Source organism: Pseudalgibacter alginicilyticus (assembly GCF_001310225.1).
GTDB lineage: Bacteria > Bacteroidota > Bacteroidia > Flavobacteriales > Flavobacteriaceae > Pseudalgibacter > Pseudalgibacter alginicilyticus.
On the sequence record NZ_CP012898.1, the window covers coordinates 3,154,910 to 3,176,904 of the forward strand.

23 protein-coding genes are annotated in these 21,995 nt (G+C 31.8%); 12 read left to right on the forward strand and 11 right to left on the reverse strand.

The window, feature by feature from the left end:
• Positions 1–10: 10 nt before the first annotated feature.
• The 7 genes from APS56_RS13050 (at position 11) to tsaB (ending at position 6,945) form a co-directional block, all read left to right on the forward strand.
• On the forward strand, positions 11–229 hold the full coding sequence (locus tag APS56_RS13050; RefSeq protein ID WP_054729054.1) for a hypothetical protein: 219 nt from the start codon (positions 11–13) through the stop codon (positions 227–229).
• A 149-nt stretch (positions 230–378) separates the two neighbouring features.
• Positions 379–1,080, forward strand: a complete 702-nt coding sequence (locus APS56_RS13055) for an ABC transporter ATP-binding protein (protein ID WP_054729057.1) — start codon at positions 379–381, stop codon at positions 1,078–1,080.
• Complete coding sequence (locus APS56_RS13060) at positions 1,073–2,302, forward strand: ABC transporter permease (RefSeq protein ID WP_054729060.1); 1,230 nt, start codon at positions 1,073–1,075, stop codon at positions 2,300–2,302. Before APS56_RS13055 ends, APS56_RS13060 begins: the two co-directional genes overlap by 8 nt.
• A gap of 2 nt (positions 2,303–2,304) precedes the next feature.
• Positions 2,305–3,549, forward strand: a complete 1,245-nt coding sequence (locus tag APS56_RS13065) for an ABC transporter permease (RefSeq protein ID WP_054729063.1) — start codon at positions 2,305–2,307, stop codon at positions 3,547–3,549.
• 22 nt (positions 3,550–3,571) lie between these two features.
• Positions 3,572–4,702, forward strand: a complete 1,131-nt coding sequence (locus APS56_RS13070; RefSeq protein WP_054729066.1) for an efflux RND transporter periplasmic adaptor subunit — start codon at positions 3,572–3,574, stop codon at positions 4,700–4,702.
• Between the two features lies 1 nt (position 4,703).
• A complete protein-coding gene (locus APS56_RS13075; protein WP_054731388.1) occupies positions 4,704–6,080 on the forward strand; it encodes a TolC family protein in 1,377 nt (458 codons plus the stop codon).
• A gap of 193 nt (positions 6,081–6,273) precedes the next feature.
• Positions 6,274–6,945, forward strand: a complete 672-nt coding sequence (tsaB, locus tag APS56_RS13080; RefSeq protein WP_054729069.1) for a tRNA (adenosine(37)-N6)-threonylcarbamoyltransferase complex dimerization subunit type 1 TsaB — start codon at positions 6,274–6,276, stop codon at positions 6,943–6,945.
• A gap of 56 nt (positions 6,946–7,001) precedes the next feature.
• Here tsaB and APS56_RS13085 read toward each other — a convergent pair whose 3' ends face one another.
• From APS56_RS13085 to APS56_RS13095, 3 genes are all read right to left on the reverse strand, one after another.
• Positions 7,002–7,817, reverse strand: coding sequence for a mechanosensitive ion channel family protein (locus APS56_RS13085; RefSeq protein WP_054729072.1), 816 nt, complete (start codon positions 7,815–7,817; stop codon positions 7,002–7,004).
• Between the two features lie 89 nt (positions 7,818–7,906).
• On the reverse strand, positions 7,907–8,269 hold the full coding sequence (locus tag APS56_RS13090; RefSeq protein WP_054729074.1) for a DUF1304 domain-containing protein: 363 nt from the start codon (positions 8,267–8,269) through the stop codon (positions 7,907–7,909).
• 313 nt (positions 8,270–8,582) lie between these two features.
• Complete coding sequence (locus APS56_RS13095) at positions 8,583–9,485, reverse strand: NifU family protein (RefSeq protein WP_054729077.1); 903 nt, start codon at positions 9,483–9,485, stop codon at positions 8,583–8,585.
• A gap of 177 nt (positions 9,486–9,662) precedes the next feature.
• On the opposite strand from APS56_RS13095, the gene APS56_RS13100 reads away from it, so the two are divergent.
• Complete coding sequence (locus APS56_RS13100) at positions 9,663–10,670, forward strand: PorP/SprF family type IX secretion system membrane protein (protein ID WP_054729080.1); 1,008 nt, start codon at positions 9,663–9,665, stop codon at positions 10,668–10,670.
• 145 nt (positions 10,671–10,815) lie between these two features.
• Positions 10,816–11,331: a gamma carbonic anhydrase family protein gene (locus APS56_RS13105; RefSeq protein WP_054729083.1), complete on the forward strand. Its 516-nt coding sequence runs from the start codon at positions 10,816–10,818 to the stop codon at positions 11,329–11,331.
• Between the two features lie 188 nt (positions 11,332–11,519).
• On the opposite strand, the gene murI is transcribed toward APS56_RS13105, so the two are convergent.
• The 8 genes from murI to APS56_RS13145 form a co-directional block, all read right to left on the reverse strand.
• A complete protein-coding gene (gene murI / locus APS56_RS13110) occupies positions 11,520–12,299 on the reverse strand; it encodes a glutamate racemase (RefSeq protein WP_054729086.1) in 780 nt (259 codons plus the stop codon).
• Positions 12,300–12,424: 125 nt separating this feature from the next.
• Positions 12,425–12,931, reverse strand: a complete 507-nt coding sequence (locus APS56_RS13115) for an OmpH/Skp family outer membrane protein (protein WP_054729089.1) — start codon at positions 12,929–12,931, stop codon at positions 12,425–12,427.
• 19 nt (positions 12,932–12,950) lie between these two features.
• On the reverse strand, positions 12,951–14,063 hold the full coding sequence (locus tag APS56_RS13120; RefSeq protein WP_236778423.1) for an OmpH/Skp family outer membrane protein: 1,113 nt from the start codon (positions 14,061–14,063) through the stop codon (positions 12,951–12,953).
• 181 nt (positions 14,064–14,244) lie between these two features.
• Positions 14,245–16,890: a BamA/OMP85 family outer membrane protein gene (locus tag APS56_RS13125; RefSeq protein WP_082379354.1), complete on the reverse strand. Its 2,646-nt coding sequence runs from the start codon at positions 16,888–16,890 to the stop codon at positions 14,245–14,247.
• The gene (gene uppS, locus APS56_RS13130; protein WP_054729092.1) at positions 16,826–17,566 is read right to left on the reverse strand and encodes an undecaprenyl pyrophosphate synthase; all 741 of its coding nucleotides are present in this window, start codon (positions 17,564–17,566) and stop codon (positions 16,826–16,828) included. The genes APS56_RS13125 and uppS overlap by 65 nt, the downstream gene beginning before the upstream one ends.
• 1 nt (position 17,567) lies before the next feature.
• Positions 17,568–18,257 carry a type IX secretion system protein PorG gene (porG, locus tag APS56_RS13135; RefSeq protein ID WP_054729097.1) on the reverse strand — a complete coding sequence of 230 codons (690 nt, stop codon included), beginning with the start codon at positions 18,255–18,257 and terminating at the stop codon, positions 17,568–17,570.
• 120 nt (positions 18,258–18,377) lie between these two features.
• Positions 18,378–19,262: an NAD kinase gene (locus APS56_RS13140; RefSeq protein ID WP_054729100.1), complete on the reverse strand. Its 885-nt coding sequence runs from the start codon at positions 19,260–19,262 to the stop codon at positions 18,378–18,380.
• A gap of 5 nt (positions 19,263–19,267) precedes the next feature.
• Positions 19,268–19,927, reverse strand: coding sequence for a CBS domain-containing protein (locus APS56_RS13145; protein WP_054729103.1), 660 nt, complete (start codon positions 19,925–19,927; stop codon positions 19,268–19,270).
• Between the two features lie 89 nt (positions 19,928–20,016).
• Here APS56_RS13145 and APS56_RS13150 point away from each other — a divergent pair, with 89 nt between their 5' ends.
• The 3 genes from APS56_RS13150 to APS56_RS13160 are packed head-to-tail and all read left to right on the forward strand — an operon-like array spanning position 20,017 to position 21,917.
• Positions 20,017–20,730 carry a pyridoxine 5'-phosphate synthase gene (locus tag APS56_RS13150; RefSeq protein ID WP_054729105.1) on the forward strand — a complete coding sequence of 238 codons (714 nt, stop codon included), beginning with the start codon at positions 20,017–20,019 and terminating at the stop codon, positions 20,728–20,730.
• Between the two features lie 35 nt (positions 20,731–20,765).
• Positions 20,766–21,530 carry an alpha/beta fold hydrolase gene (locus APS56_RS13155; RefSeq protein WP_054731394.1) on the forward strand — a complete coding sequence of 255 codons (765 nt, stop codon included), beginning with the start codon at positions 20,766–20,768 and terminating at the stop codon, positions 21,528–21,530.
• A gap of 33 nt (positions 21,531–21,563) precedes the next feature.
• Entirely contained in the window at positions 21,564–21,917 is a 354-nt protein-coding gene (locus APS56_RS13160) for a phage holin family protein (RefSeq protein ID WP_054729108.1), read from the forward strand.
• Positions 21,918–21,995 lie beyond the last annotated feature (78 nt).

A 21,995-nucleotide genomic window follows, 5' to 3' on the forward strand; every position in this document is an offset into this window, starting at 1 on the left:
AATTTTCAAAATGAAAAACAAAATAATCTTTTTTCTTTTTTCTTTTCTCTTTTTTTTAGAAACTAAAGCACAATGTGCTATGTGTCGTGCTGTTCTGGAAAGTGAAGAAGGTAAAGGGACTGCTGAAGGTATTAACGATGGCATTGTTTATCTTATGGTAATACCTTATATTCTTGTGTTTGGAACGATTTTTTTTGTTTATAAAAAGTATAAAAGTACTAAGTCTTAAATAGATTTAATTGCGTTTGTTATGGATTCATTTATTTGCTTACAGTTAAGTAAATTGATGAGAATGTGTTGTACTAACAATTTATTTTTTTACTAATTGTAACAAAATTCATTACTTGGCGTCTAAGTATTAATCATCAATTAAACATTATGTTAGAAATTAATAAACTTCATAAATCATATCCTATTGGAGATTCGAGTTTGCATGTTCTTAAAGGTATTAATTTATCCATACAAAGTGGCGAAATGGTAGCTATTATGGGGTCTTCAGGTTCAGGTAAGTCTACTTTGTTAAACATTATAGGCATGTTGGATGAAGCTGATGCAGGTGATTATATTTTAGATGGACTGCCTATTAAAGATCTTACAGAAAAAAAAGCAGCTGTTTATAGAAATAAATTTTTAGGATTTATCTTTCAATCTTTTAATCTTATAAATTATAAAAATGCCATGGAAAATGTGGCACTTCCTCTTTATTATCAGGGAATGAAACGAAAGGAACGACAGGAGAAAGCACTCTTTCATTTAGAAAAAGTTGGTTTAGCCAAATGGGCACATCACTTGCCTAAAGAACTTTCGGGAGGACAAAACCAACGTGTTGCTATTGCACGAGCTTTAGCAGCTAACCCAAAATTGTTGTTAGCAGATGAGCCCACTGGAGCTTTAGATACTAAAACTTCTCATGAAATTATGGCGTTTATTCAGCAATTAAATGATGAAGGAAAAACCATTTTAATGGTAACCCATGAAGAAGATATTGCCAATATGTGTAAGCGTATTGTTAGACTTAGAGATGGTGTTATTATTGAAGATGTAAAAGTAAATCAAGTTAGGGCAGAGCAGTATGTTTGATTTAGACCTCTGGCGGGAAATTTTTCAAAGCATTAATAAAAATAGAACGAGAAGTTTATTGTCTGGTTTTACAGTAACCTTTGCCATTTTGTTATTTACTATACTTTTTGGAATAGCCAATGGTTTGCAAAATACTTTTACCGAAGCCTTTTCTGATGATGCTACAAATTCAATTTATATAAATTCAGGAAGAACAACTAAAGCTTATAAAGGGTTGCAGTCTGGTAGGCAAATTCAATTTAAAAATGAAGATTACAATTATATAAAAGATGAATTTGCTGATAAAGTTGAATTTATTACAGCTCGTATTTATAGAAATGTTCAAGCTTCTTTTCGAAATGAACAAGGGAGTTATAATCTATTAGGGGTTCATCCAGACCATCAATTTCTTGAAAAAACCAATGTTATTGAAGGGCGTTATGTAAATTATAATGATATACAAAATACTACCAAAGTTGTTGTTATAGGGAAAAAAATTGAAGAAGATTTATTTTTAAATACCACTGCATTAGGTAAGTATATTAATCTTAGCGGGATTCTATATAAAGTAGTTGGTATTTTTACAGATGATGGAAATGATAATGAGGAACGAATACTATACATGCCAATAAGTACGGCACAGCAAGTTTATGGTAATAATGATTATATAAATCAAATCAACTTAACATATAACCCTAAAATGAATTATGACGAAGCATTGGTTTTTAGTTCATTACTAACAAGGAAACTTAAAGAAAGATTCTCGGTTGCAAGTACAGATCAACGAGCTGTAAGAGTACGTAATATGGCTGAAGGCACAAAGACTATTAGTCAAATGACCTTTGGATTAACTGTTATTATTTTAGTTATTGGATTTGGAACTTTAATAGCAGGTATTGTTGGGGTAAGTAATATTATGATTTTTGTAGTTAAAGAACGCACCAAAGAAATTGGTATTCGGAAAGCCTTAGGTGCGACTCCAAGAGCTATAGTATCAATTATTTTAATTGAATCTATTCTTATTACAGCCATAGCGGGTTATGTTGGGTTGTTACTAGGAGTTGGGGTAATTGAACTTGTAGAACCTATTTTGGTAGATTATTTTATTAAGAACCCTGGAGTTAGCAATAGTTTGGTTATAGGTGCCACTTTAACTTTAGTGTTAGCGGGAGGAATTGCAGGGTATTTTCCAGCAAAAAAAGCATCTAAAATAAAACCAATTGTAGCACTAAGAAATGATTAAGCATGTTTAAATTTTTATTTGAAAGTGATACGTGGCAAGAAGTTTTTGATAGCTTTAATAAAAATAAACTAAGGTCTATCTTAACTATGGTAGGTGTTTGGTGGGGTATTTTATTACTCATAGGTTTATTGGGCTCTGCTAAAGGGTTAGAGAACTCTTTCAATAGATTATTTGGGGATTTTGCTACCAACAGTGTCTTTGTTTGGGGGCAGAGCACGAGCAAACCATTTAAAGGATTTCAAGAAGGTAAACGTGTTAGATTGTCTTTATCTGATGCTGAAAAAATAGAAGAAAATGTAGAGGGCATTGAATTTGTGCTTCCAAGAAGTCAACAGAGTGCTACTATTACAAGAAAATTTCTTTCAGGAAGTTTTCAAATGGCTGGAGATTATCCATTGTTAGATCAACTACAAAAGAAAAAACTTATACATGGTCGGTTTATCAATCAAAATGATATTGACAATAGAAAAAAAATAGCAATTATATCAGAAGATGCTTATAAGCAGCTTTTTGAAAAAGATGAAGATGCTATAGGTGAGTACATTGATATCAATGGGATCAATTTTACTGTTGCAGGTATATTTGAAGTTGGAACCATGAATATGGGACCATCAACTGATGTGCATATTCCATTTACAACGTTTCAACAAATTTATAATATAGGCGATCAAATAGGCTGGATGATGATAACAGGAAAACCAGAATATGATATTGTTCAAATTGAAAATGATGTTAAACTATTATTGAAAAACCTTAATCAAATACACCCTGAAGATAATCGAGCATTAGGTAGTGCTAATGCAGGAAAAGAGTTTGGAAAGGTCACAGGTTTTTTAACGGGGATGCAATTTTTAACATGGTTTGTAGGTATTGCCACGCTAATAGCTGGAGTTTTTGCTATTGGTAATATTCTATTAATCACTGTTAAAGAGCGTACCAAAGAAATAGGTATACGAAGAGCACTTGGGGCAACACCTTTTGAAATAAAAAGGCAAATTGTGATTGAAGCTGTATTTTTAACATTAGTTGCTGGCATATTTGGAATTATTACAGGCGGTTGGATTTTAATAGGATTAGATGCAGCCTTTGGGCAAGGTGACCAAGCCGTTATTGTCAATGCCTCAGTGTCTATTGCCATTGTTTTTGTGTCGCTTATTATATTAATAGTTTTAGGAACTTTAATAGGATTAATACCAGCATTCAAAGCCACAAGCATTAAGCCAATTCAAGCTTTAAGAGAAGAATAGAATAATCAAATAGAATAACCAAATGAATAAAACAGTAAAAATAATTTTAGTATTAGTCGTTATCATATTACTGGCGTTTGTATTAAAGTATTTTAAAGATGCTAACTCTAAGGATATTGAAGACTATAAAGTGGAAGCACCTTTCTATACATCTATTAATACAAAAGCTGTGGCAACAGGAAAATTGAATCCAGAAGAAGAGATTGAATTAAAACCTCAAATTTCAGGTATTGTAGATGAAATTCTTGTAGAAGAGGGTGATGTTGTTAAAAAAGGCGATTTAATTGCCAAAATTAGAGTCGTACCAAATGAGCAAAGTTTAGTAAGTGCAAATAGCAGAATTTCTTCAACAAGATTGTCTTTTAATAATGCTAAAGTACTTTACGAAAGAAATAAATCGCTTTATGAAAAAGGAGTGATTTCTAAACAAGATTTTGAAAATAGTGAATTGGCATTTAATCAATCTAAGGAAACACTATCTCAGGCACAAAATGATTATCAAATTATTAAACGCGGGTCTATTTCCGGCGGAAGTTCAGCAAATACCAATATTATTGCTCAAATTGCTGGAACTATTTTAGAAATTCCAGTTCGTGAAGGTGATCAAGTCATTCAAAGTAACAATTTTAACGCAGGTACTACGGTTGCTATTATAGCTGATATGAGTTTCATGATTTTTGAAGGAAAAGTAGACGAAGCAGAAGTTGGTAAGCTTAAAGAAGGTAAAGAAATAAAAGTTATTTTAGGAGCTATAAACGATAAAGAGTTTCCTGCAAAACTAACTTTTGTTGCACCTCGAGGTGTTGAAGAAAATGGAGCTGTTCAGTTTACCGTTAAAGCCAATGTAAGCATAGATAGTACGACTAATGTTAGAGCTGGCTATAGTGCAAATGCAGAAATAGACATTGAAAGTAAAGACAGTGTATTAGCAATTAGAGAAGCTTTACTGCAATATAATAGAATTACAGAAAAACCTTTTGTTGAATTATTGGAAAGTAAAGGCAAATATAAAAAGCAAGATGTAACGCTTGGCTTGTCTGATGGGATTAATGTTGAAATTATTGAAGGAGTGAAAGAAGGCGATAAGATAAAAGTATGGAACAAAGCATCATCAGACAATGAAGATGAGAATGAAAAACATAGAAATAACTAATATGAAACAATTTAAAAATGGTCTTTTAGTGTGTTTTCTTTTTGTGACAATTTCGTCGTTTTCTCAGCAAAAAAAATGGACATTAGAAGCATGTATTAGTCATGCTTTAGAAAATAATATTTCTATAAAGCAATCTGCTTTGGATACCGAATTAGCTCAGGAAAATATTACAAATGCTAAAGGTAATTTTTTGCCAAGTGTCAACGGTTCAACCTCAGGGAATTTTAATTTTGGATCTTTTATAGGCCAGGATGGAAGTAGGATTTCTAGAAATAGTTTTGGCAACAGTCTAAGTATAAATGCTGGAGTAACACTTTTTAATGGGTTTAGAAACACTAATTTATATAAACAAGCAGAACTTGGGTTAGAATCTAGTAGGGTCCAGTTGCAAAAATTAAAAGATGATATATCTTTATTTGTAGTGAACAGTTATTTGAATGCTTTATTAAGTAAGGAGAATTATAAAATTGCTGAAGAACAAGTAAAAGTTTCGGAGGAACAAATTGAAAATATTAAAGAATTAGTAGATGCTGGCGTCAGACCTCGTTCAGATTTGTATAACGTTCAAGCTGAATTAGCAAGTAATAACGAACGATTAATTACGGCGCAAAACGGGATTGATTTAGCACTTTTAAATTTGTCACAATTATTGCAGGTAACTTATAAAGGATTTGATATTGAAGATGTTAATATTGATTTGTCTTCAGTCGAATTATTATACAATGATTCTGAATTAATATTTAAAAAAGCAGTCGGAAATCGACCAGAAATTAGAGTTGCTGAAATTAGGATTGAGAATTCTGAAATGGATATTGAAATTGCTAAATCAGCTTTTTATCCCACAGTAAGTTTAGGGGCAGGTTTAGGAACATCTTATCAACATACTTTAGGTGAAAAAGACAGACGAACTATTGTTGACCCAAATACAGGCGCTGTGAGTTCTATTCCAAACGGGTATGGTAAGCAATTTAATGACAATTTAGGGTATAATATAGGCTTGAGTATTAGTGTTCCTATTTTTAATGGGAATAAAAATAAAGTAAATGTAAATAGGGCTGTAATAAATAATGAACGTGTAACTTATGATTTAGAACAAGCAAAACAAGATTTATTTTCAACCATTGAAAACGCTTATTTGGATGCTAAAGCAGCATTAAACCAGTATCAAGCATCAGAAGTATCACTTACTGCTCAGCAAGAAGCTTTTAGAACTGCTAAAGAAAGTTATAATAATGGGGTTATGACTTCCTTTGAATTTCAGCAAGTACAAAACAGGCTTATTAATGCTCAGTCATCCTTAGCAAATGCTAAGTTTAATTTTGTGTTTAAAACCAAACTTTTAGAGTTCTACAATGGCATTCCAATAACTTTAGATTAAAAAAATATTCTTTAATTTGCACTTCTCGTTTGTTACGAGAATTGTTTACTCTTAAATTTAACATAAACCTATATACCATCATGGTTTTGTTATTCTATCATTAGTAAGAATTTCATAAGTTAACTATAGATTCTTTATTTTGGATGACAAAAGTGTTAGTAAGGAGTATGTCCAATTAATTAAATAGACGCTATTGATAACGATATTAAGCATAGAAACTGCTACAACAAATTGCTCTGTTTCGCTTTCGCGGAATGGAAAAACGGTTGTTTTAAAAGAAAATTACGACCAAGGATATTCACATGCTGAAAAGCTTCATGTATTTATTGATGCTGTATTAAGTGAAGCTGAAATAACTTTAAAGGCTTTGGATGCTATAGCAATTAGTAAAGGGCCAGGTTCGTATACCGGGTTACGTATTGGTGTTTCTACGGCTAAGGGGCTTTGTTTTGCACAAGATAAACCATTGATTTCAGTACCTACTTTGGAAGCTTTAGCGCATCAAGTAGAATGTAACCAAGGTGTTATTGTGACCATGTTGGATGCTAGACGTTTGGAAGTATATTCCGCTGTTTTTGATACTGAATACAATCAAATTAGGCAAACCGAAGCACAAATTTTAGACGAGACTTCTTTTAGAGATTTTTTAGAAAAGGGCAGCGTTTATTTTATTGGTGATGGTGTTGAAAAAACAAAAGAATTAATTAAACACCCCAATGCTGTTTTCATTGAAAATAAACTACCATCTTCAAATAATATGGGCTTATTAGCTTATAATAAATACAAAAACAATGACATTGAAGATGTTGCTTACTTTGAGCCTTATTATTTAAAGGATTTTGTGGCCTTAAAATCTAAAAAATAACCCTATCACATTTGTAGCAATAGGGTCTATTATTTTCGAAATTTTAAAGGTGATGATTAGCCTTGTTTTTGTATTTCTACTTGATGTGGGTAAGGAATGTCAATACCTGCAGCATCAAGTGCTTCTTTAGTGCGTTCTATTGTATCAAAATTTACGGTCCAATAATCTTCTTTTTTTACCCAAACTCTTGTGAAAAAGTTAATGGAACTGTCTGCTAATTCAGAAACGTTTATAGCAGGCGCAGGCTCTTTTAATATTAAAGGGTTTGAGTTTACAACACTAGCTATAACTTCTTTGGTTTTCTTAATATCAGAGTCATAACCTACACCAAAGGTAAAATCTACACGTCGTGTATCTTCAGTGCTGTAATTTGTAATGTTTCCATTTGAAAGGCTTCCATTTGGTATAATAATTTCTTTATTATCTGGTGTTGTTAATTTGGTTGTAAAGATTTCAATTTCTTTCACTGTACCAGACTCTCCTTGTGCATTAATAAAATCTCCAATTTTAAAAGGTTTAAAAATCATAATCAATACACCACCCGCAAAATTACCTAAGGAGCCTTGAAGTGCTAAGCCAATGGCTAAACCTGCCGCAGCAATAATAGCTGCAAATGATGTGGTTTCAATACCTACAGTGCCTAATACTACAATGATTAGTATAATTTTTAATACCCAACCTAATAAATTTAATAGAAATTTTTGAAGGCTTTCATCATAGTTTCTTTTGGTCATTATTTTTCTGGTGCCTTTTATTATTGATTTAACAACCCAAGCGCCAATAATCCATATAATAATGGCCCCAACAACTTTAAGTCCATAATCTAAAGCCAATTCAAGCCATTTTTCAGTGTCAATGTTTTCTAAATTCATTTTCTTTTTTAATTTAAGGTGTTTTAATTTAAGGTTACAAATTTAAGGTTTTTCTCTTACTTTTTAGGACACATGAATTTATGTTAATGTCACATTAAAGTAATGATGATTGAAGTTGATGCAATAATAGCTGGTACGGATTGGACGTAAAACAGTTTTATTTGATTGGTAGAATAAGCACCGTAAATGCCAGCTATAATAACACAAATTAGAAAAAAAACAGAGAAACTTGTGTTATTTTGAATTAAGGAATATATTAATCCTGCAGATAAAAATCCATTGTATAAGCCTTGATTTGCGGCTAAAACTTTAGTGTCTTCTGCAAATTCTTTTGACTTTAATCCAAAAGCCTTGATTCCTTTTGGTTTGGTCCAAAAAAACATTTCTAATATCAGAAAATAAAAATGTTCTATAGCTACCAATAAAATTAATAAAATACTAATTATGCTCATTTTTTTCCGTTTGTATTGCTTATTTAGCAACAATATATAAAAAGTATAACATTTTAAGGTAGAATACTTATAAATTTAAAAGCGCTCTTTAAAGAACGCTTTTTCTAAGTTAAATAAGGGGGCGACATTATTAAAGTGCTCCTACTTAGTACCTTTATTATTTTAGAGAGGGTTTTAAGTCTTTGGTGTAGAAAAATTGTATGTTTACTAATGTATTATAGCATCTCCCTATTATCTTTAGTGAGTGATAAATTTTCTGTAATTTTAGTACTGTAAAGTATAAAAAATTCACACGAATAATCAAGTTTACATATTAGCCATTAATAGCTTCTACAGTTTCAACTTTTCCTTTAAGCATTTCTTTCAACATATTTTCAATACCGCTTTTTAAAGTATAGGTTGATGATGGGCAACCACTACATGCCCCTTGAAGCATTACACTCACATTTTTGGTATCAGGGTTATATGATATAAATTGAATGTTGCCACCATCACTAGCTACGGCAGGTTTAATATATTCTTCCAGAATATTAATAATTTCTTTAGAGGTGTCATCCAAAGTCTCAAAATGACTATCGAGTTGTTCTGTAGATTTTTTTAAAGTTTCAGCAGCATTAGGAGCAACAATTTCTTTTCCGTTTTCAATGTAAGTTCTAATAAATTCACGTAATTCCATGATGATATCATCCCATTCAGCAACTTCATATTTTGTAATAGACACATAGTTTTCATCAAAAAATACACTTTTTACAAAAGGAAAATGAAATAATTCAGTGGCCAAAGGCGAAAGTTTAGCGTCATCAATTGAGGTAAACTCAAAGAGAGTAGTTACTAATTTTTTATTAGCAACAAATTTAACAACAGAAGGGTTTGGTGTGCTTTCTGCATATATAGTAATTGGAACTTTTTTACTAACTGAAGTGTCTTCAATAGCCACTCCTCCGTTGTTTAAATAAGATTCTATTTGCTCCGCCAATTCATTTTGAACATCACTCCATTCTACAATATTATAACGTTCTACTGCTACAAAATTTCCTGATATATATACTTTTTTTACAAAAGGTAAATAAAATAATTGTTGGGCTAAAGGCGATGCTTTGGCCTCGTCAATATTGTTAAATTCATAGCTTTGATGCTTAACTATAAATTCATTTACTTCAAATTTAACAATAGCTTTGTTTGAAGTTTCTTGTATTGAAACCTTAAAAGTATTCATTTTAACTAATTTTTGACAAAAATACTAAAAGATAACTTTAGATATCCATATATTTGGCTTTAGTTGCTCTTGGAAAATGTTAAAAAATGATACGAAAACTTTATCGTTTTCTCATGTATGATTTTAATAAACCAAGACGTTTAGATTATACGGAAAACCTACTTAGAAGTGAATCCAATGAAATCAAAATACATATTATTTTTAGCTGTTGGAGTGTTTTTCACTTTAACAATAAGCTCGCAAGAGGGACTGCCCATTTATACAGATTATTTAACGGATAATTATTATTTAATACACCCTTCAATGGCTGGTGTAGCCAATTGCTCTAAAATTAGATTAACTGCGCGCCAACAGTGGTTTGGTCATGAAAATGCTCCTAAGCTTTTAACATTGAGTGGAAATGGAAGAATAGGAGAGTCCAATTCGGGAATAGGAGGTATTGCTTTTTCAGATAAAAATGGCTATCATTCACAAAAAGGAGCCTACCTTAGCTATGCACATCATTTAATGTTTTCTAGAAGTGAAGTAGATTTAAATATGCTGTCCTTTGGTTTAAGTGCAGGATTTATTCAATATCAATTGGATGAAACTTCGTTTACTTTGGATGGTTTTGATCCAGAAATAGCAGGAGTAGTTCAAAGTGCAACAAATTTTAATTTAGATTTTGGGTTTTCCTATCATTATTTAGATTATTATGCTCATGCAACTATTAAAAATGTATTGAATAATTCTGGAATTAATAATGATATTCAAATAACCAGTAATTTAAGACGCTATTTATTATCTGTTGGAGGTGTTTTTGGAGCTTTAGGAAGTGATTTTAGTTATGAGCCTTCTGTTATGTTTCAATACAAAGATGGTACTGGTGAATCAACTGTAGATTTTAATGCTAAAGTATACAAAAGTATGGAGTTTGGTAATATTTGGGGAGGATTATCCTATAGAACAAGCTTAGATGGTGCTGAATTTAGAAATATTACTGATAATACTATAAATAGTCAAAAATTACAACTTATAACACCAATTTTAGGAATTGATTATAAAGACTTTATGTTTGCTTATAATTACTCTTACCAATCTAATAACGTACGGTTTTCAAGTGGAGGATTTCATCAGTTAACACTTGGGTATAATTTTAACTGTAGAAAAGTACGTTATGATTGTAAATGTCCTGCGGTTAATTAACATATTTAATTTTTGTTTGTGGGGGTGGTATGATAGTAGTGAACTTTAGGTTTCCTTAATGGTGATTTTAATACTAAAATTTCAATTTATAGGTAGGGAATTGATCTTGTAATACTTCAAAAAAAATAACAACAAATATAGGAATATGCCAATTATAAAATCAGTTAAGGGAAAATTTCCACAAATACCAGATGACTGCTACGTTGCAGAAAACGCTACTATTGTTGGTGAAGTTATTTTAGGTAACCAATGCAGCGTATGGTTTAATGCCGTAATACGTGGTGATGTCCATTACATAAAAATGGGAAATAAAGTGAACATTCAAGACGGAGCTGTTATTCATGCTACCTATTTAAAATCGCCAACTAATATTGGAAATAATGTGTCTATTGGCCATAATGCTATTGTTCACGGTTGCACAATTCATGATAATGTACTGGTAGGTATGGGAGCTATTATTATGGATGATTGTGTTGTAGAAAGTAATAGTATTATTGCAGCTGGCGCAGTAGTCACTAAAAACACCAGAGTTGAGGCTGGCAGTATTTATGCAGGAGTTCCAGCTAAAAAAGTAAAAGATGTGAGCCAGGAGCTTATTTCAGGTGAAATAGACCGCATTGCTCATAATTATATAAAATACTCCAGTTGGTTTAAAGAATAGTTTTCAGGTTTATTTCTTGAGGTGATTTTTTTATTTGGGTTTGTTTGCACAATAGGTATTGATACTATTGTTATTAAAACAGCTACTTTTATTATGTTCTATGAATTTAGAACGTACAAGTTTTCGTGATTTTTTATGAATAGAATTTTTTATAATATACGTTGCTAAAAATAGCGAATAACTTTCTTTTAAAAATTCAAAAACTCAACATTAAACTTATTTCCTAAGAGACTTGTCATCACTTTTGGGTTCACATTGGAGTAAAAAATATTTTTTGAAGTACTATTTTGAGAATTTAATAAATCGTGTTTTTCTAAAATAGCTTTGGTTTGTTTAGCAACAGCCAGCCCTGAATCAATTATTTTCACATGATTTGGTAGTAGTTCTAATAATAATGGAATAAGATAAGGGTAGTGTGTGCAACCCAATACTAAATAATCGATGTTGGCATTTAGCATGGGTTTTAGGTATAGTTTTAAAAGGTTTCTTGTTTCCTTATTAGTAGCTTTTCCTGCCTCAATAAGCTCAACAAGACCGGTGCCTATTTGTTCTATAACTACATGACCCTGTGCGTATAAATTGGTGGTTTTATGAAATAGTTCGCTTGAGAGTGTTCCCTTGGTTGCTAAAATACCAATGGCTTTTGTTTTAGAGTTTAAAGCAGCTGGTTTTATAGCAGGTTCAATGCCTATAAAAGGAACATTAAATTTAACTCTAAGCTGGGTTATAGCATTAGTGGTAGCAGTATTGCAAGCTACTACAATTATTTTACAGCCTTTATTGAGTAAATACTCGGTGTTTTTAATGCTTAATTGTAGTATGGCTTCTTTGCTCTTAATACCATAAGGGGCATTGGCACTATCAGCCAAATAAATGGTGTTTTCATTTGGTAAGAGTGTATATATTTCTTTCCAAATAGATGTGCCTCCAACTCCTGAGTCAAAAATACCAATAGGCTGTTTGTTCATGATTCAACAAAAATAAAAAAGCTACTTAATTAAAAGTAGCTTTTTGTGATAGTTTAAGATTCTTTTTTCTTTTCTGACATTACTTCTTAATACAAGTTTCTCAGCGTTTAGGCAAAAAGGATAATTTAAATACCTAACTCTTTTTTAACATCATCCAATAAGTTTTTACCATCTGCTAAAATAGTAACACCTTGAGCCGTATCAAGAACATAGTCAAAACCTTGAGCTCTAGAAACTTTTAAAATAGCCGCTTTAGCTTTTTCTGTAATAGGCTGTAATAAATCCATTTCTTTGGTTTGAAGGTCTTTTTGAGCTTGACCTTGAAACTGTTGGATGTTTTGTTGCATTGTTTGTAATTCTTGTCCTCTTTTAGAGTTTTCTTCATCTGTTTTTGAAGGCGCTTCAGATTCGTATTGTTGGGCTTTCGTTTGGTATTCTTTACCCATTGTTTGCAAATCTGCTTGGTATGTTTTACTTAAGGTTTCTAATTGCGTTTGTGCAGCTTTCATAGCAGGCATAGCCGTAATTAATTCTTGTGTATTTATATGTGCAATCTTACTTTGGGCTTGTGTAAAACTTACAGTTCCAATACATAATGCAGTTGCTAATAAAAGAGTTTTTAATTGTTTCATTTTAAAATAGTATTTGTTATTATTTGTTATTATTTAGGCTGTCTCTAACCCGTTGTCTTTCTTCTAAAATTCTTTGTTTTCTTTCTTCAAGTTCTTTTTGTCTTGCTTGGCGCTCCAATAATTTTTTCTGTCTATTTTCTTCTATAAGTTGCGCTCTGGTTTTTGTTTCAGTAGGTTCTTCGGTGGTTTCACTATTTTCAGTTGATGGTTCTTCACCTGTTGTCTCTTTTTCCGTTTCGGTTGTAGACTTTATGTTTCCTGCTCTTTCCGCAAGTTTTTCTTGTCTAGCTTTTTCTCTGTCTTCTAAAATTTGTTGACGTCTAGCTTCAGCTTCTTTTTTCTTTGCTTCACGAGCATCTAAAATTTCTTGTCGGCGTTGCTCTTCAGCATTTGCACGTTCATTCTTTTTGTCTTCTAGTTCTTTTTCACGAGCTTCTTTTTCCAAATTAACCTCTGGCACTAATTCTTCTTCCTCTAAAGCTTTACGTTCGGCTTTTGAGGATACTTGAGTTCGCTTAGAAGCTCTGGTAATGCTTCGGATTATTTGTTCACTTAAATCAAATTGTTTTGCTGAATAAAGCATAACAGCATCTGCAGATTTGTCGAAAATAAAATCATAAGCTCTACCATCAGCAATATCTTGAACGGCAGCAAAAATTTGATCCTGAATGGGCTGCATTAATTGCTTTTTTTGAATCATTAAATCACCATTTGGACCAAAACGTTTTTGTTGATAATCTAATATTTCTTTTTCTTCAAAATTAATATCTTCTTCACGTTCATCTATAAGCTCTTTCGTTAAAAGGGGTTTTTCAATACTTAAATCTTGACGTTTTTGTGCTATTTCAGTGAGCTTAGATTCAATTTCGACTTTCCATTTTTGTACTTTACCTTCTAATTGCGATGTGGCCTCTTGATATTCAGGTACATTCTGTAGAATATATTCTGTATCAATATAACCAATTCGAACTCCTCGTTGAGCACTTACCGATAAGCTTAATGTAAATGCAAGTGTCAATAAAAAAAGAACGTTATGTTTCATGTGATGGTTTTTATTTTTTTTAAAAGACACATGTAATATCCATTGTATTTTTTCTTGATAGAACGCAATTTTTAATAATGGATATTTCATTTGTTTCATATTTTATAATTTATCTGCATAAATTCTAAAAACGACCAATGATATTTTTGAGTTTTGTCACTTTTTGAATTGCATTTTCAAAATTAACGAAATTTAATCTTAAAAATTTTAATTTTAGCTTCAAATCTTCAAAAGTGTTAATAGAAAATATCGTGCCAAAATAAACTTAGAGTTAAAATTGTTGTCCAATTATAAAGTGGGTTTCCCATCCATTTTTACTTCCTGTACTGTCAATAGGATCAAAACCATGACCAAAGTCAATACCTAACAATCCAAAGGCAGGCATAAAAATACGAATTCCTAAACCAGCAGAACGTTTAATGTCAAATGGATTATAGTCTCTAAAGTCATTGTATGACGCACCGCCTTCTACAAAGCCTAAACCATATATTTTGGCAGCTGCACCTAATGTAATTGGGTAGCGCAGCTCTAAGGAAAATTTATTATAAATGGTACCTCCATCTGTAGATGATAAAGATTGGTTAGGATAACCACGTAGAGCAACAGCTTCTCTACCATCTAAACTATAAGTTCCTAGTCCGTCACCACCTAAAAAGAAACGTTCAAACGGAATAACACCTCTGTCATTGTTATAAGCACCTAAAAAACCAAATTCAAAACTAGGTTTTAATACCAAGTTTTTAGTTATTTCTGTATACCAATCACCTTTAAAATTTATTTTGTAAAATTCTAACCACTTGTAACGTTCTTGATCTATTTCTCCAATTCTTGTTAAAGCATTAGATTGGTCTAATGCCGTATCTGGATCAATGTAAATAGCTTCTTGCTCTGTTTTTTCTTCAAGCAAAGCTTCATAATCTACACCATTAACTAAAGAATAAGGGAACGAGAATTTTGCCGTGGCAGTAAAACTTGAACCACCGGTAGGGAACACAGGATCAATACGTGTATTGTTTCTACTTAATCCCACGGTGTATGACAGGTTATTTGCATATCCATCTTTAAAAGTAAACAGACCTACATCATAATTATTCAAATCGTAGCGTTGGAAACTTAAAGCTTGTGACAATGTAAAATAATCATCTGGAACACTTAATCTTTTTGCTAAACCAACCGAAATACCTGTAATATTAAAACTTTTACTTTTATCGGCATTTCCTGTGGTATAATCATAAGAAAATTGTTTTGTTTGAGAAATTGAGGTAGAAAACTGTACAGGTCTTTTTCCTCCTAACCAAGGTTCAGAAAAAGAAAAGCTATAGGTTTGATAAAACCTACTTGCTTGTAAGCGTAAAGCTAATTTTTGACCATCACCCATGGGTACTGGTTTGTATGCTTCACCATTAAAAATGTCTTTTATAGAAAAGTTGTTGAATGATAATCCTAAGGTTCCAATAAAGCCGCCACCGCCATATCCCCCTTGAAGTTCTATTTGACTAGACCCTGTTTCCTTAACAGAGTATTCCATGTCAATTGTTCCTTCATTAGGATTTGGGTTGTTAAAATTTGGTGTTATTTCTTGAGCGTCAAAAAAACCAAGTTGACCAAATTCTCTAACTGTACGCATTACATTAGCTTTACTGTATAATTGTCCTGGACGTGTACGGATTTCACGATAAATCACGTGGTCGTTTGTTTTGTCGTTTCCAACTACAGTCACAGAGTTAAAGTAAGCAGGTTTACCCTCAGAAATTCTAATTTCCATATCTATAACGTTTTCATCAGCACTAACTTCTACAGGGTTTATAGAAGAAAATAAATATCCTGAGTTTTGATATAGATTGGTAATATCATCTGCATCTGGTTTGGTTGCATCAGCAATACGTTTTTGTAAAAGAACCCCGTTATAAGTGTCTCCTTTTTTAATACGTAGCATTCTGTTTAATTGTTGGTCGGTATAAACAGAGTTTCCTATAAAGGTAATATCACCAAATTTATAGAGGTCACCTTCTTCAAGATTGATATTTATAGAAATAGTTTTATCGCCATTTACAATGATACTATCAGATAGTATTCGAGCATCTCTATACCCGTTTTCTTTGTATTTATCTATTAGACTAGATAAATCAGCATGGTATGCAGAATCAATAAATTTTGAACGTTTTAAAAGACGTAATCGGTTGATTTTTTTAGTGCTTTTCATGCTTTTTCTAAGCACTTTATCATCTAAATTTGAGTTGCCATTGAATACAATATCGCTAATCTTAACCTTTTCACCTTTATCAATAGCTACTACCATATTAACTCTAGCTGTAGTCATAGAGTCTTTAACTTCAATAGTATTTATGTTTACCTTAGTATTGTAAAACCCATCCTTTTTATATTTATTCACAAGGTGGTTTTTTGTGGTAACAATAAGATTTTCGGTTACTTTAGTACCAGGATTAAGCTTGTTGTCCTTGATGATGCCTTCAAATTTCCCTTTTTTAACTCCCGTTATTTTTACTTCGTTTAATTGTGGTAAATCTGAGAGTTGAATTTCTAAGTAAGCTACATCGCCTTCGGTTTTTGTAAGATATATTTCTATATCACTAAACAATTTAGAGTTCCATAGTTTTTTTATGGCACTACTAATATCTTCTCCTGGAATCATTATCTCAGCGCCCTTTCTTAAACCAGAGTAAGTGACAATAGTTTCAGAACTAAAACTCGTGTTTCCAGAAACAGTAACGTCTCCTAAAGTGTATTTCTTACCATCGCTATATGGTATATTTTGCGCTTGAAGATTCAATCCGATTAGTAGAACTAATGCGGTAATGATATGTTTTGTATATAATCTAAATGGTAATGACTTACCTAAGTTGTTCACTTGTTTTCCCAAATCTTCGTTCCCTTTTTTGATATTCGATAATAGCATTAAATAAATCTTTCTTTTTAAAGTCCGGCCATAGAATACTTGTAAAGTGTAATTCTGCATAAGCTATTTGCCAAAGTAAAAAGTTACTAATGCGTTGTTCACCACTTGTCCGTATAAGCAAATCTACATCTGGTAAATTTTGCGTGTAAAGATGCTCATTAATAATTGATTCATCAATTTTTTCGGGCGAAATTATATTATTTTTAACTTTAATACTAATTTCTTTGATAGTGTTTACTAATTCTTCCCTTGAACCGTAGCTTAAGGCTAAGGTTAGAGTCATTCTGTCATTTGTCTTTGTGACGTTCATAACATCATTTAATTCCTTATAGACTTTAGAAGGGAGTGACTCTATACAACCAATAGTATTTAATTTTATATTGTTGTCTTGAAGTGTTTTGATTTCTTTTTTTAATGAAGATACTAATAAGCGCATAAGTGTATCTACTTCAGATTTTGGGCGGTTCCAATTTTCTGTAGAAAAAGCGTATAGTGTTAGGTTTTCAATACCTAATTCAGCTGAAGATTCAACAACTTCTCGAACTGCCTTAGTACCGTTTTTATGTCCAAAAGCACGTAGCATGCCCTGTTGTTTTGCCCAGCGTCCATTACCATCCATAATAATGGCAACATGTTTAGGTAGGCTTTTTTTTAATATTTCTTCTTTTAAATCCATATTAATTGATACAATAACACGGGTTGAGGCCAAAGGTGTAAGTTAAGGTTATTCCTGTAAACATATACCAATCGTCATTGTTTTTATTTCCAAAACTATATAATGATTGTTTGTTTGCTGAATCTGGAATACTACCATCAATTTCATCTGAAAAAGTGTAACGAGCACCAACCTCAAAACCTAAAATAAAATTATTAATGAAAGTGGTTTTAATGCCTAAAACCATTGGGATGCCATAAGCCCAACTCGAGGTGTTTTCAGAGGTTTGTATTCCGTTTAAAAAATAATAGTTGTCATGATGTGCAACACTAATGCCTGTATACAAGTAGGGTGTGGCTAATTTTTTTCCAGAGTGTAAATTGAAATCAAAAAAGTTGAATTCTAAACCTGCTGAAATTTCTAAAATATTACTTTCAAAGGTATAATCTCTTTGTATGCGCCTTGGGTCGTCAGATTTGATGTCTTCGGCTTTTAAATCACTAAAAATTATGGAAGCTCTCCATGAGTGCCTTGCGCTTTTATTCCATTTATAGATGCCTCCAAAAGCCAGTTGATTTGGTGAAATATAATCAGTTGCACCTACATCACCAATCAAATTACTCCCACCAGCAAAAATGCCAATTTCATTGATTTGAGCTTCGGTAATTTGATAGCTTAAAATGCTTATTAAAATAATGATTATGTGCCTCATAGGTGTTAAAAAGTTTGCAAATATAACAAATAAGATTTGACTGCTATAATTTGAGTTTAATAGTATCTCATTAAAACAGTTTTTATTTCTAATTATTGTTTAATTGCAATGTTTATCAAATTAATTGCGTTTATCTTCTCCCCAGAGTAGTTTTTTTCGGAGGGTGTCTAAAAAGCTTTCGTTCAATAAGTCAATCATTTTAATTTTAAAATCAGCTTTTTTTATTTTTATTAATGTACCATTATCTAAAGTGGTTATTCTAGAGTCTAAGGATACTAAATGATGGTCTTCTCGACCAGCTACTTTTAAATGGATTTCCGTAGAATCCGGAATTATTAATGGGCGAGCACTTAAGTTATGAGGTGCTATAGGTGCTAAAACAAAACTATTGGTGCTTGGAGTAATAACTGGGCCGCCACAGCTCAAAGAATAACCTGTGGAGCCTGTTGGAGTAGAAACTATGAGTCCATCGCTCCAGTAAGATGTTAAATATTCATCATCCAAATAGGTTTCTACGGTTATCATGGATGTGGTGTTTTTTCTACTGATAGCTACTTCGTTTAAAGCAAAGTTTAATCCTGAAATGTCTTTGTTTTCTGGCTCGGTTTCAACAGATAACAAGCTTCGTTCCGATATTTTATATTTGCCATCAATAATATTTTGGATGGCACTTTCTATTTGATTAATTTGTATAGTTGCTAGGAAACCTAATCTCCCTGTATTGATTCCAATGATAGGAATGCCTAAATCTTTAACAAAAACAATAGCCCTTAGGATCGTGCCATCACCTCCTATGCTTACTAAAAAATCAAAGGATGTGTCTAAAGTATCAAAGGTTTTAAAAGAGGTGTAATCATCCAAATTTGGTGAGTTACTTTTTATTAGGTTAAAAAATTCGGTTTCAATATAAGCATCGGCATTTTTTTTCAATAAATAAGAAAACAATCTTTCAACTGAAATAGTAGTGGTTTCGTTATAAAACCGTCCAAAAACAGCAACTTTCATAGGTTTTAAATGTTTAGGTATTTATTTAAATAATCAGACCGTTCTTTTAAACTCTCTAAATAACTGTCATCTTCGTGTCCTGAAACCACTTGGTAACTATAACGTCTAAAGGTTTGAATGATGGTATCTAAACTGGTGTTTCCTATTTTTAAGGTAACTTGTATTAAATTGGGTTTCATTTTAGAAACAAAAGCTCCTAAGATTCTTCCGTTGTTAGATTCAATAATCTGGCTGATTTCACTAAACGAATAGTCGTTAATACCTTTTTCAATTACCAAAACACTTCCAGCTTCTGAGAAAAAAGGTGATTCACTAAATAAACTGATAATATCATTAAGCTCATAATAACCTAAATAGTTGTTTTTATGATTTAAAACAGGCATAATATTTGTTGAGTTTTTAGCAAAAATTTCTAAAATATCTAACCACAGTGCATTTTCTCTAACAAAAAAACCTTCAATGGCATATTTGTAATCTTCTAAGGTTTTATTACTTTCAAAACAATAAGCATCGGTTTCAGAAAAACATCCTAAAAACACATCGTTATTGTCTATTACCGGCATGTGGGAAAATGTTAACTGATTAAAAAGCACTTGTAGTTCACTAATTTTGTTAGAACTAATAAGTGGTTTAATGTCGTTTATTATGTATTCTGAAAGTTTCATGACACAAAGTTATTATGATTGCAAATTAATCAAAAAAATAGCATATATGCCTTTTCTACTTTGTATTTTTGCCTTTTTAAACTTGATACATGACAAAGTTAAGTGTAAATATTAATAAGATAGCCACATTGCGAAATTCAAGAGGTGGTGATGTGCCTAATGTCTTGCAATTTGCTAAAGATGTGCAACGATTTGGTGCAGAAGGCGTTACAGTTCATCCAAGGCCAGATGAACGGCATATTCGTTATCAAGATGCACGCGATTTAAAATCTGTAGTGCATACTGAATATAATATAGAAGGTAATCCAGTGCCATCTTTTATGGATTTAGTTTTGCAGATAAAGCCTACACAAGTAACTTTGGTGCCAGATGCCGAAGACGCTATTACAAGTAATGCGGGTTGGGACACTATAAAACATAAAAGTTTTTTGGTTGATGTTATTAAAGAATTTCATAAAAATGGTATTAGAACGTCTATTTTTGTAGATCCAGTATTGAGTCAAATTGAAGGAGCAAAGGCTACTGGAACTGATAGGATAGAATTGTATACTGAAGGGTTTGCGCTTCAATATGGTTTAGGAAATACTGGAGCTATAAAACCCTATGTAGAAAGTGCTGTTTTAGCGAATCAATTTGATTTGGGTATTAATGCTGGTCATGATCTGTCATTGGAGAATATTCAATTTTTCAAGCAAAATATTCCGGGTTTATTAGAAGTTTCTATTGGGCATGCTCTTATTGCAGAAAGTTTATATTTGGGTATTGAAAATGTAATCCAAATGTATTTAAATAAACTAAAATAATTTTGAAATAAGGAATTTAAAAAATCATGAATCACATGCTGTTACATTCAAATATTTTAGGAGAAGGAGCCCCTTTTATTATTCTTCATGGATTTTTAGGAACAAGTGATAACTGGAAAACAATGGGAACTGAATTTAGAGATAAAGGATTTCAAGTTCATTTGATAGATCAGCGTAACCACGGACAAAGTTTTTGGGATGATACTTTTAATTATGAGGTGTTGGCTGATGATTTAAAGCATTATTGTGAGCACTATCAGTTGGATAATATTGTGCTTTTAGGGCATTCTATGGGTGGTAAAACCGCCATGTTATTTGCAACACTTTATCCAGAGTTGGTTTCTAAATTAATTGTAGCAGATATTTCTCCACGTTTTTATCCAGAACATCATCAGACTATTTTAGAAGGCTTACAATCTATTGATTTTGAAGAGGTTAAAAGCAGGGGGGTGGCTGATAAAATTTTAGGTAACTATATTACGGATTTTGGTACACGTCAATTTCTTCTTAAAAATTTATATTGGAAACAAAAAGGAGAACTTGCTTTTAGAATGAATTTGAAAGTTTTGGTGAAAAATATTTCGGAAATTGGACAAGCATTATCAAATGATGCGCTTTTTAATAGCGATGCATTGTTTTTGCGTGGTGATAAGTCAGATTATATACAGAAGCAAGATGAGAACTTGATATTACATCATTTTCCAAAATCTCAGATTGTAAGTATAAAAAATGCAGGACATTGGCTGCACGCCGAAAATCCTAAAGACTTTTTTGAGGCGGTAATGCGGTTTCTTAGTTAATTTATTTTTACTTTTAATAAAAATATAATTATTATGAACTTTATTCTCAGACTTTTATTAACTGCTTTAGCAGTGGTTATTTTAGCATATTTTTTACCTGGTGTAAATTTGTCAGGCAATGAAATTACTACAGCTATTATTGTTGCCATTGTGTTGGCTGTATTAAATGCATTGGTAAAGCCCGTGTTGGTTATTTTAACTTTACCAATAACTGTAGTAACTTTAGGGTTGTTTCTGTTAATTATTAATGCGCTTATCATTCTATTAGCAGACAAATTAATTGATGGGTTTTCGGTTAGTAGTATCTGGACTGCCATACTATTTAGTATTCTATTATCCTTTTTGCAATCTATACTACATTCCCTTTTAAATGAAGATAAAAAATAGCTTAAAAATCAGCTAATTAAAAACTTTGTTGGGATGTAAAAATATATTATTTTTGCATCCCAATTTTGGTTACATAAA

What these genes read in the sequence shown, in the direction of transcription:
- APS56_RS13050 (WP_054729054.1), top strand. Translation starts at nt 11, where the DNA reads ATGAAAAACAAAATAATCTTTTTTCTTTTTTCTTTTCTCTTTTTTTTA.
- APS56_RS13055 (WP_054729057.1), top strand. Translation starts at nt 379, where the DNA reads ATGTTAGAAATTAATAAACTTCATAAATCATATCCTATTGGAGATTCG.
- APS56_RS13060 (WP_054729060.1), top strand. Translation starts at nt 1,073, where the DNA reads ATGTTTGATTTAGACCTCTGGCGGGAAATTTTTCAAAGCATTAATAAA.
- APS56_RS13065 (WP_054729063.1), top strand. Translation starts at nt 2,305, where the DNA reads ATGTTTAAATTTTTATTTGAAAGTGATACGTGGCAAGAAGTTTTTGAT.
- APS56_RS13070 (WP_054729066.1), top strand. Translation starts at nt 3,572, where the DNA reads ATGAATAAAACAGTAAAAATAATTTTAGTATTAGTCGTTATCATATTA.
- APS56_RS13075 (WP_054731388.1), top strand. Translation starts at nt 4,704, where the DNA reads ATGAAACAATTTAAAAATGGTCTTTTAGTGTGTTTTCTTTTTGTGACA.
- APS56_RS13085 (WP_054729072.1), bottom strand. Translation starts at nt 7,817, where the DNA reads ATGAATTTAGAAAACATTGACACTGAAAAATGGCTTGAATTGGCTTTA.
- APS56_RS13090 (WP_054729074.1), bottom strand. Translation starts at nt 8,269, where the DNA reads ATGAGCATAATTAGTATTTTATTAATTTTATTGGTAGCTATAGAACAT.
- APS56_RS13095 (WP_054729077.1), bottom strand. Translation starts at nt 9,485, where the DNA reads ATGAATACTTTTAAGGTTTCAATACAAGAAACTTCAAACAAAGCTATT.
- APS56_RS13100 (WP_054729080.1), top strand. Translation starts at nt 9,663, where the DNA reads ATGAAATCAAAATACATATTATTTTTAGCTGTTGGAGTGTTTTTCACT.
- APS56_RS13105 (WP_054729083.1), top strand. Translation starts at nt 10,816, where the DNA reads ATGCCAATTATAAAATCAGTTAAGGGAAAATTTCCACAAATACCAGAT.
- murI (WP_054729086.1), bottom strand. Translation starts at nt 12,299, where the DNA reads ATGAACAAACAGCCTATTGGTATTTTTGACTCAGGAGTTGGAGGCACA.
- APS56_RS13115 (WP_054729089.1), bottom strand. Translation starts at nt 12,931, where the DNA reads ATGAAACAATTAAAAACTCTTTTATTAGCAACTGCATTATGTATTGGA.
- APS56_RS13120 (WP_236778423.1), bottom strand. Translation starts at nt 14,063, where the DNA reads ATGAAATATCCATTATTAAAAATTGCGTTCTATCAAGAAAAAATACAA.
- APS56_RS13125 (WP_082379354.1), bottom strand. Translation starts at nt 16,890, where the DNA reads ATGCTATTATCGAATATCAAAAAAGGGAACGAAGATTTGGGAAAACAA.
- uppS (WP_054729092.1), bottom strand. Translation starts at nt 17,566, where the DNA reads ATGGATTTAAAAGAAGAAATATTAAAAAAAAGCCTACCTAAACATGTT.
- porG (WP_054729097.1), bottom strand. Translation starts at nt 18,257, where the DNA reads ATGAGGCACATAATCATTATTTTAATAAGCATTTTAAGCTATCAAATT.
- APS56_RS13140 (WP_054729100.1), bottom strand. Translation starts at nt 19,262, where the DNA reads ATGAAAGTTGCTGTTTTTGGACGGTTTTATAACGAAACCACTACTATT.
- APS56_RS13145 (WP_054729103.1), bottom strand. Translation starts at nt 19,927, where the DNA reads ATGAAACTTTCAGAATACATAATAAACGACATTAAACCACTTATTAGT.
- APS56_RS13150 (WP_054729105.1), top strand. Translation starts at nt 20,017, where the DNA reads ATGACAAAGTTAAGTGTAAATATTAATAAGATAGCCACATTGCGAAAT.
- APS56_RS13155 (WP_054731394.1), top strand. Translation starts at nt 20,766, where the DNA reads ATGCTGTTACATTCAAATATTTTAGGAGAAGGAGCCCCTTTTATTATT.
- APS56_RS13160 (WP_054729108.1), top strand. Translation starts at nt 21,564, where the DNA reads ATGAACTTTATTCTCAGACTTTTATTAACTGCTTTAGCAGTGGTTATT.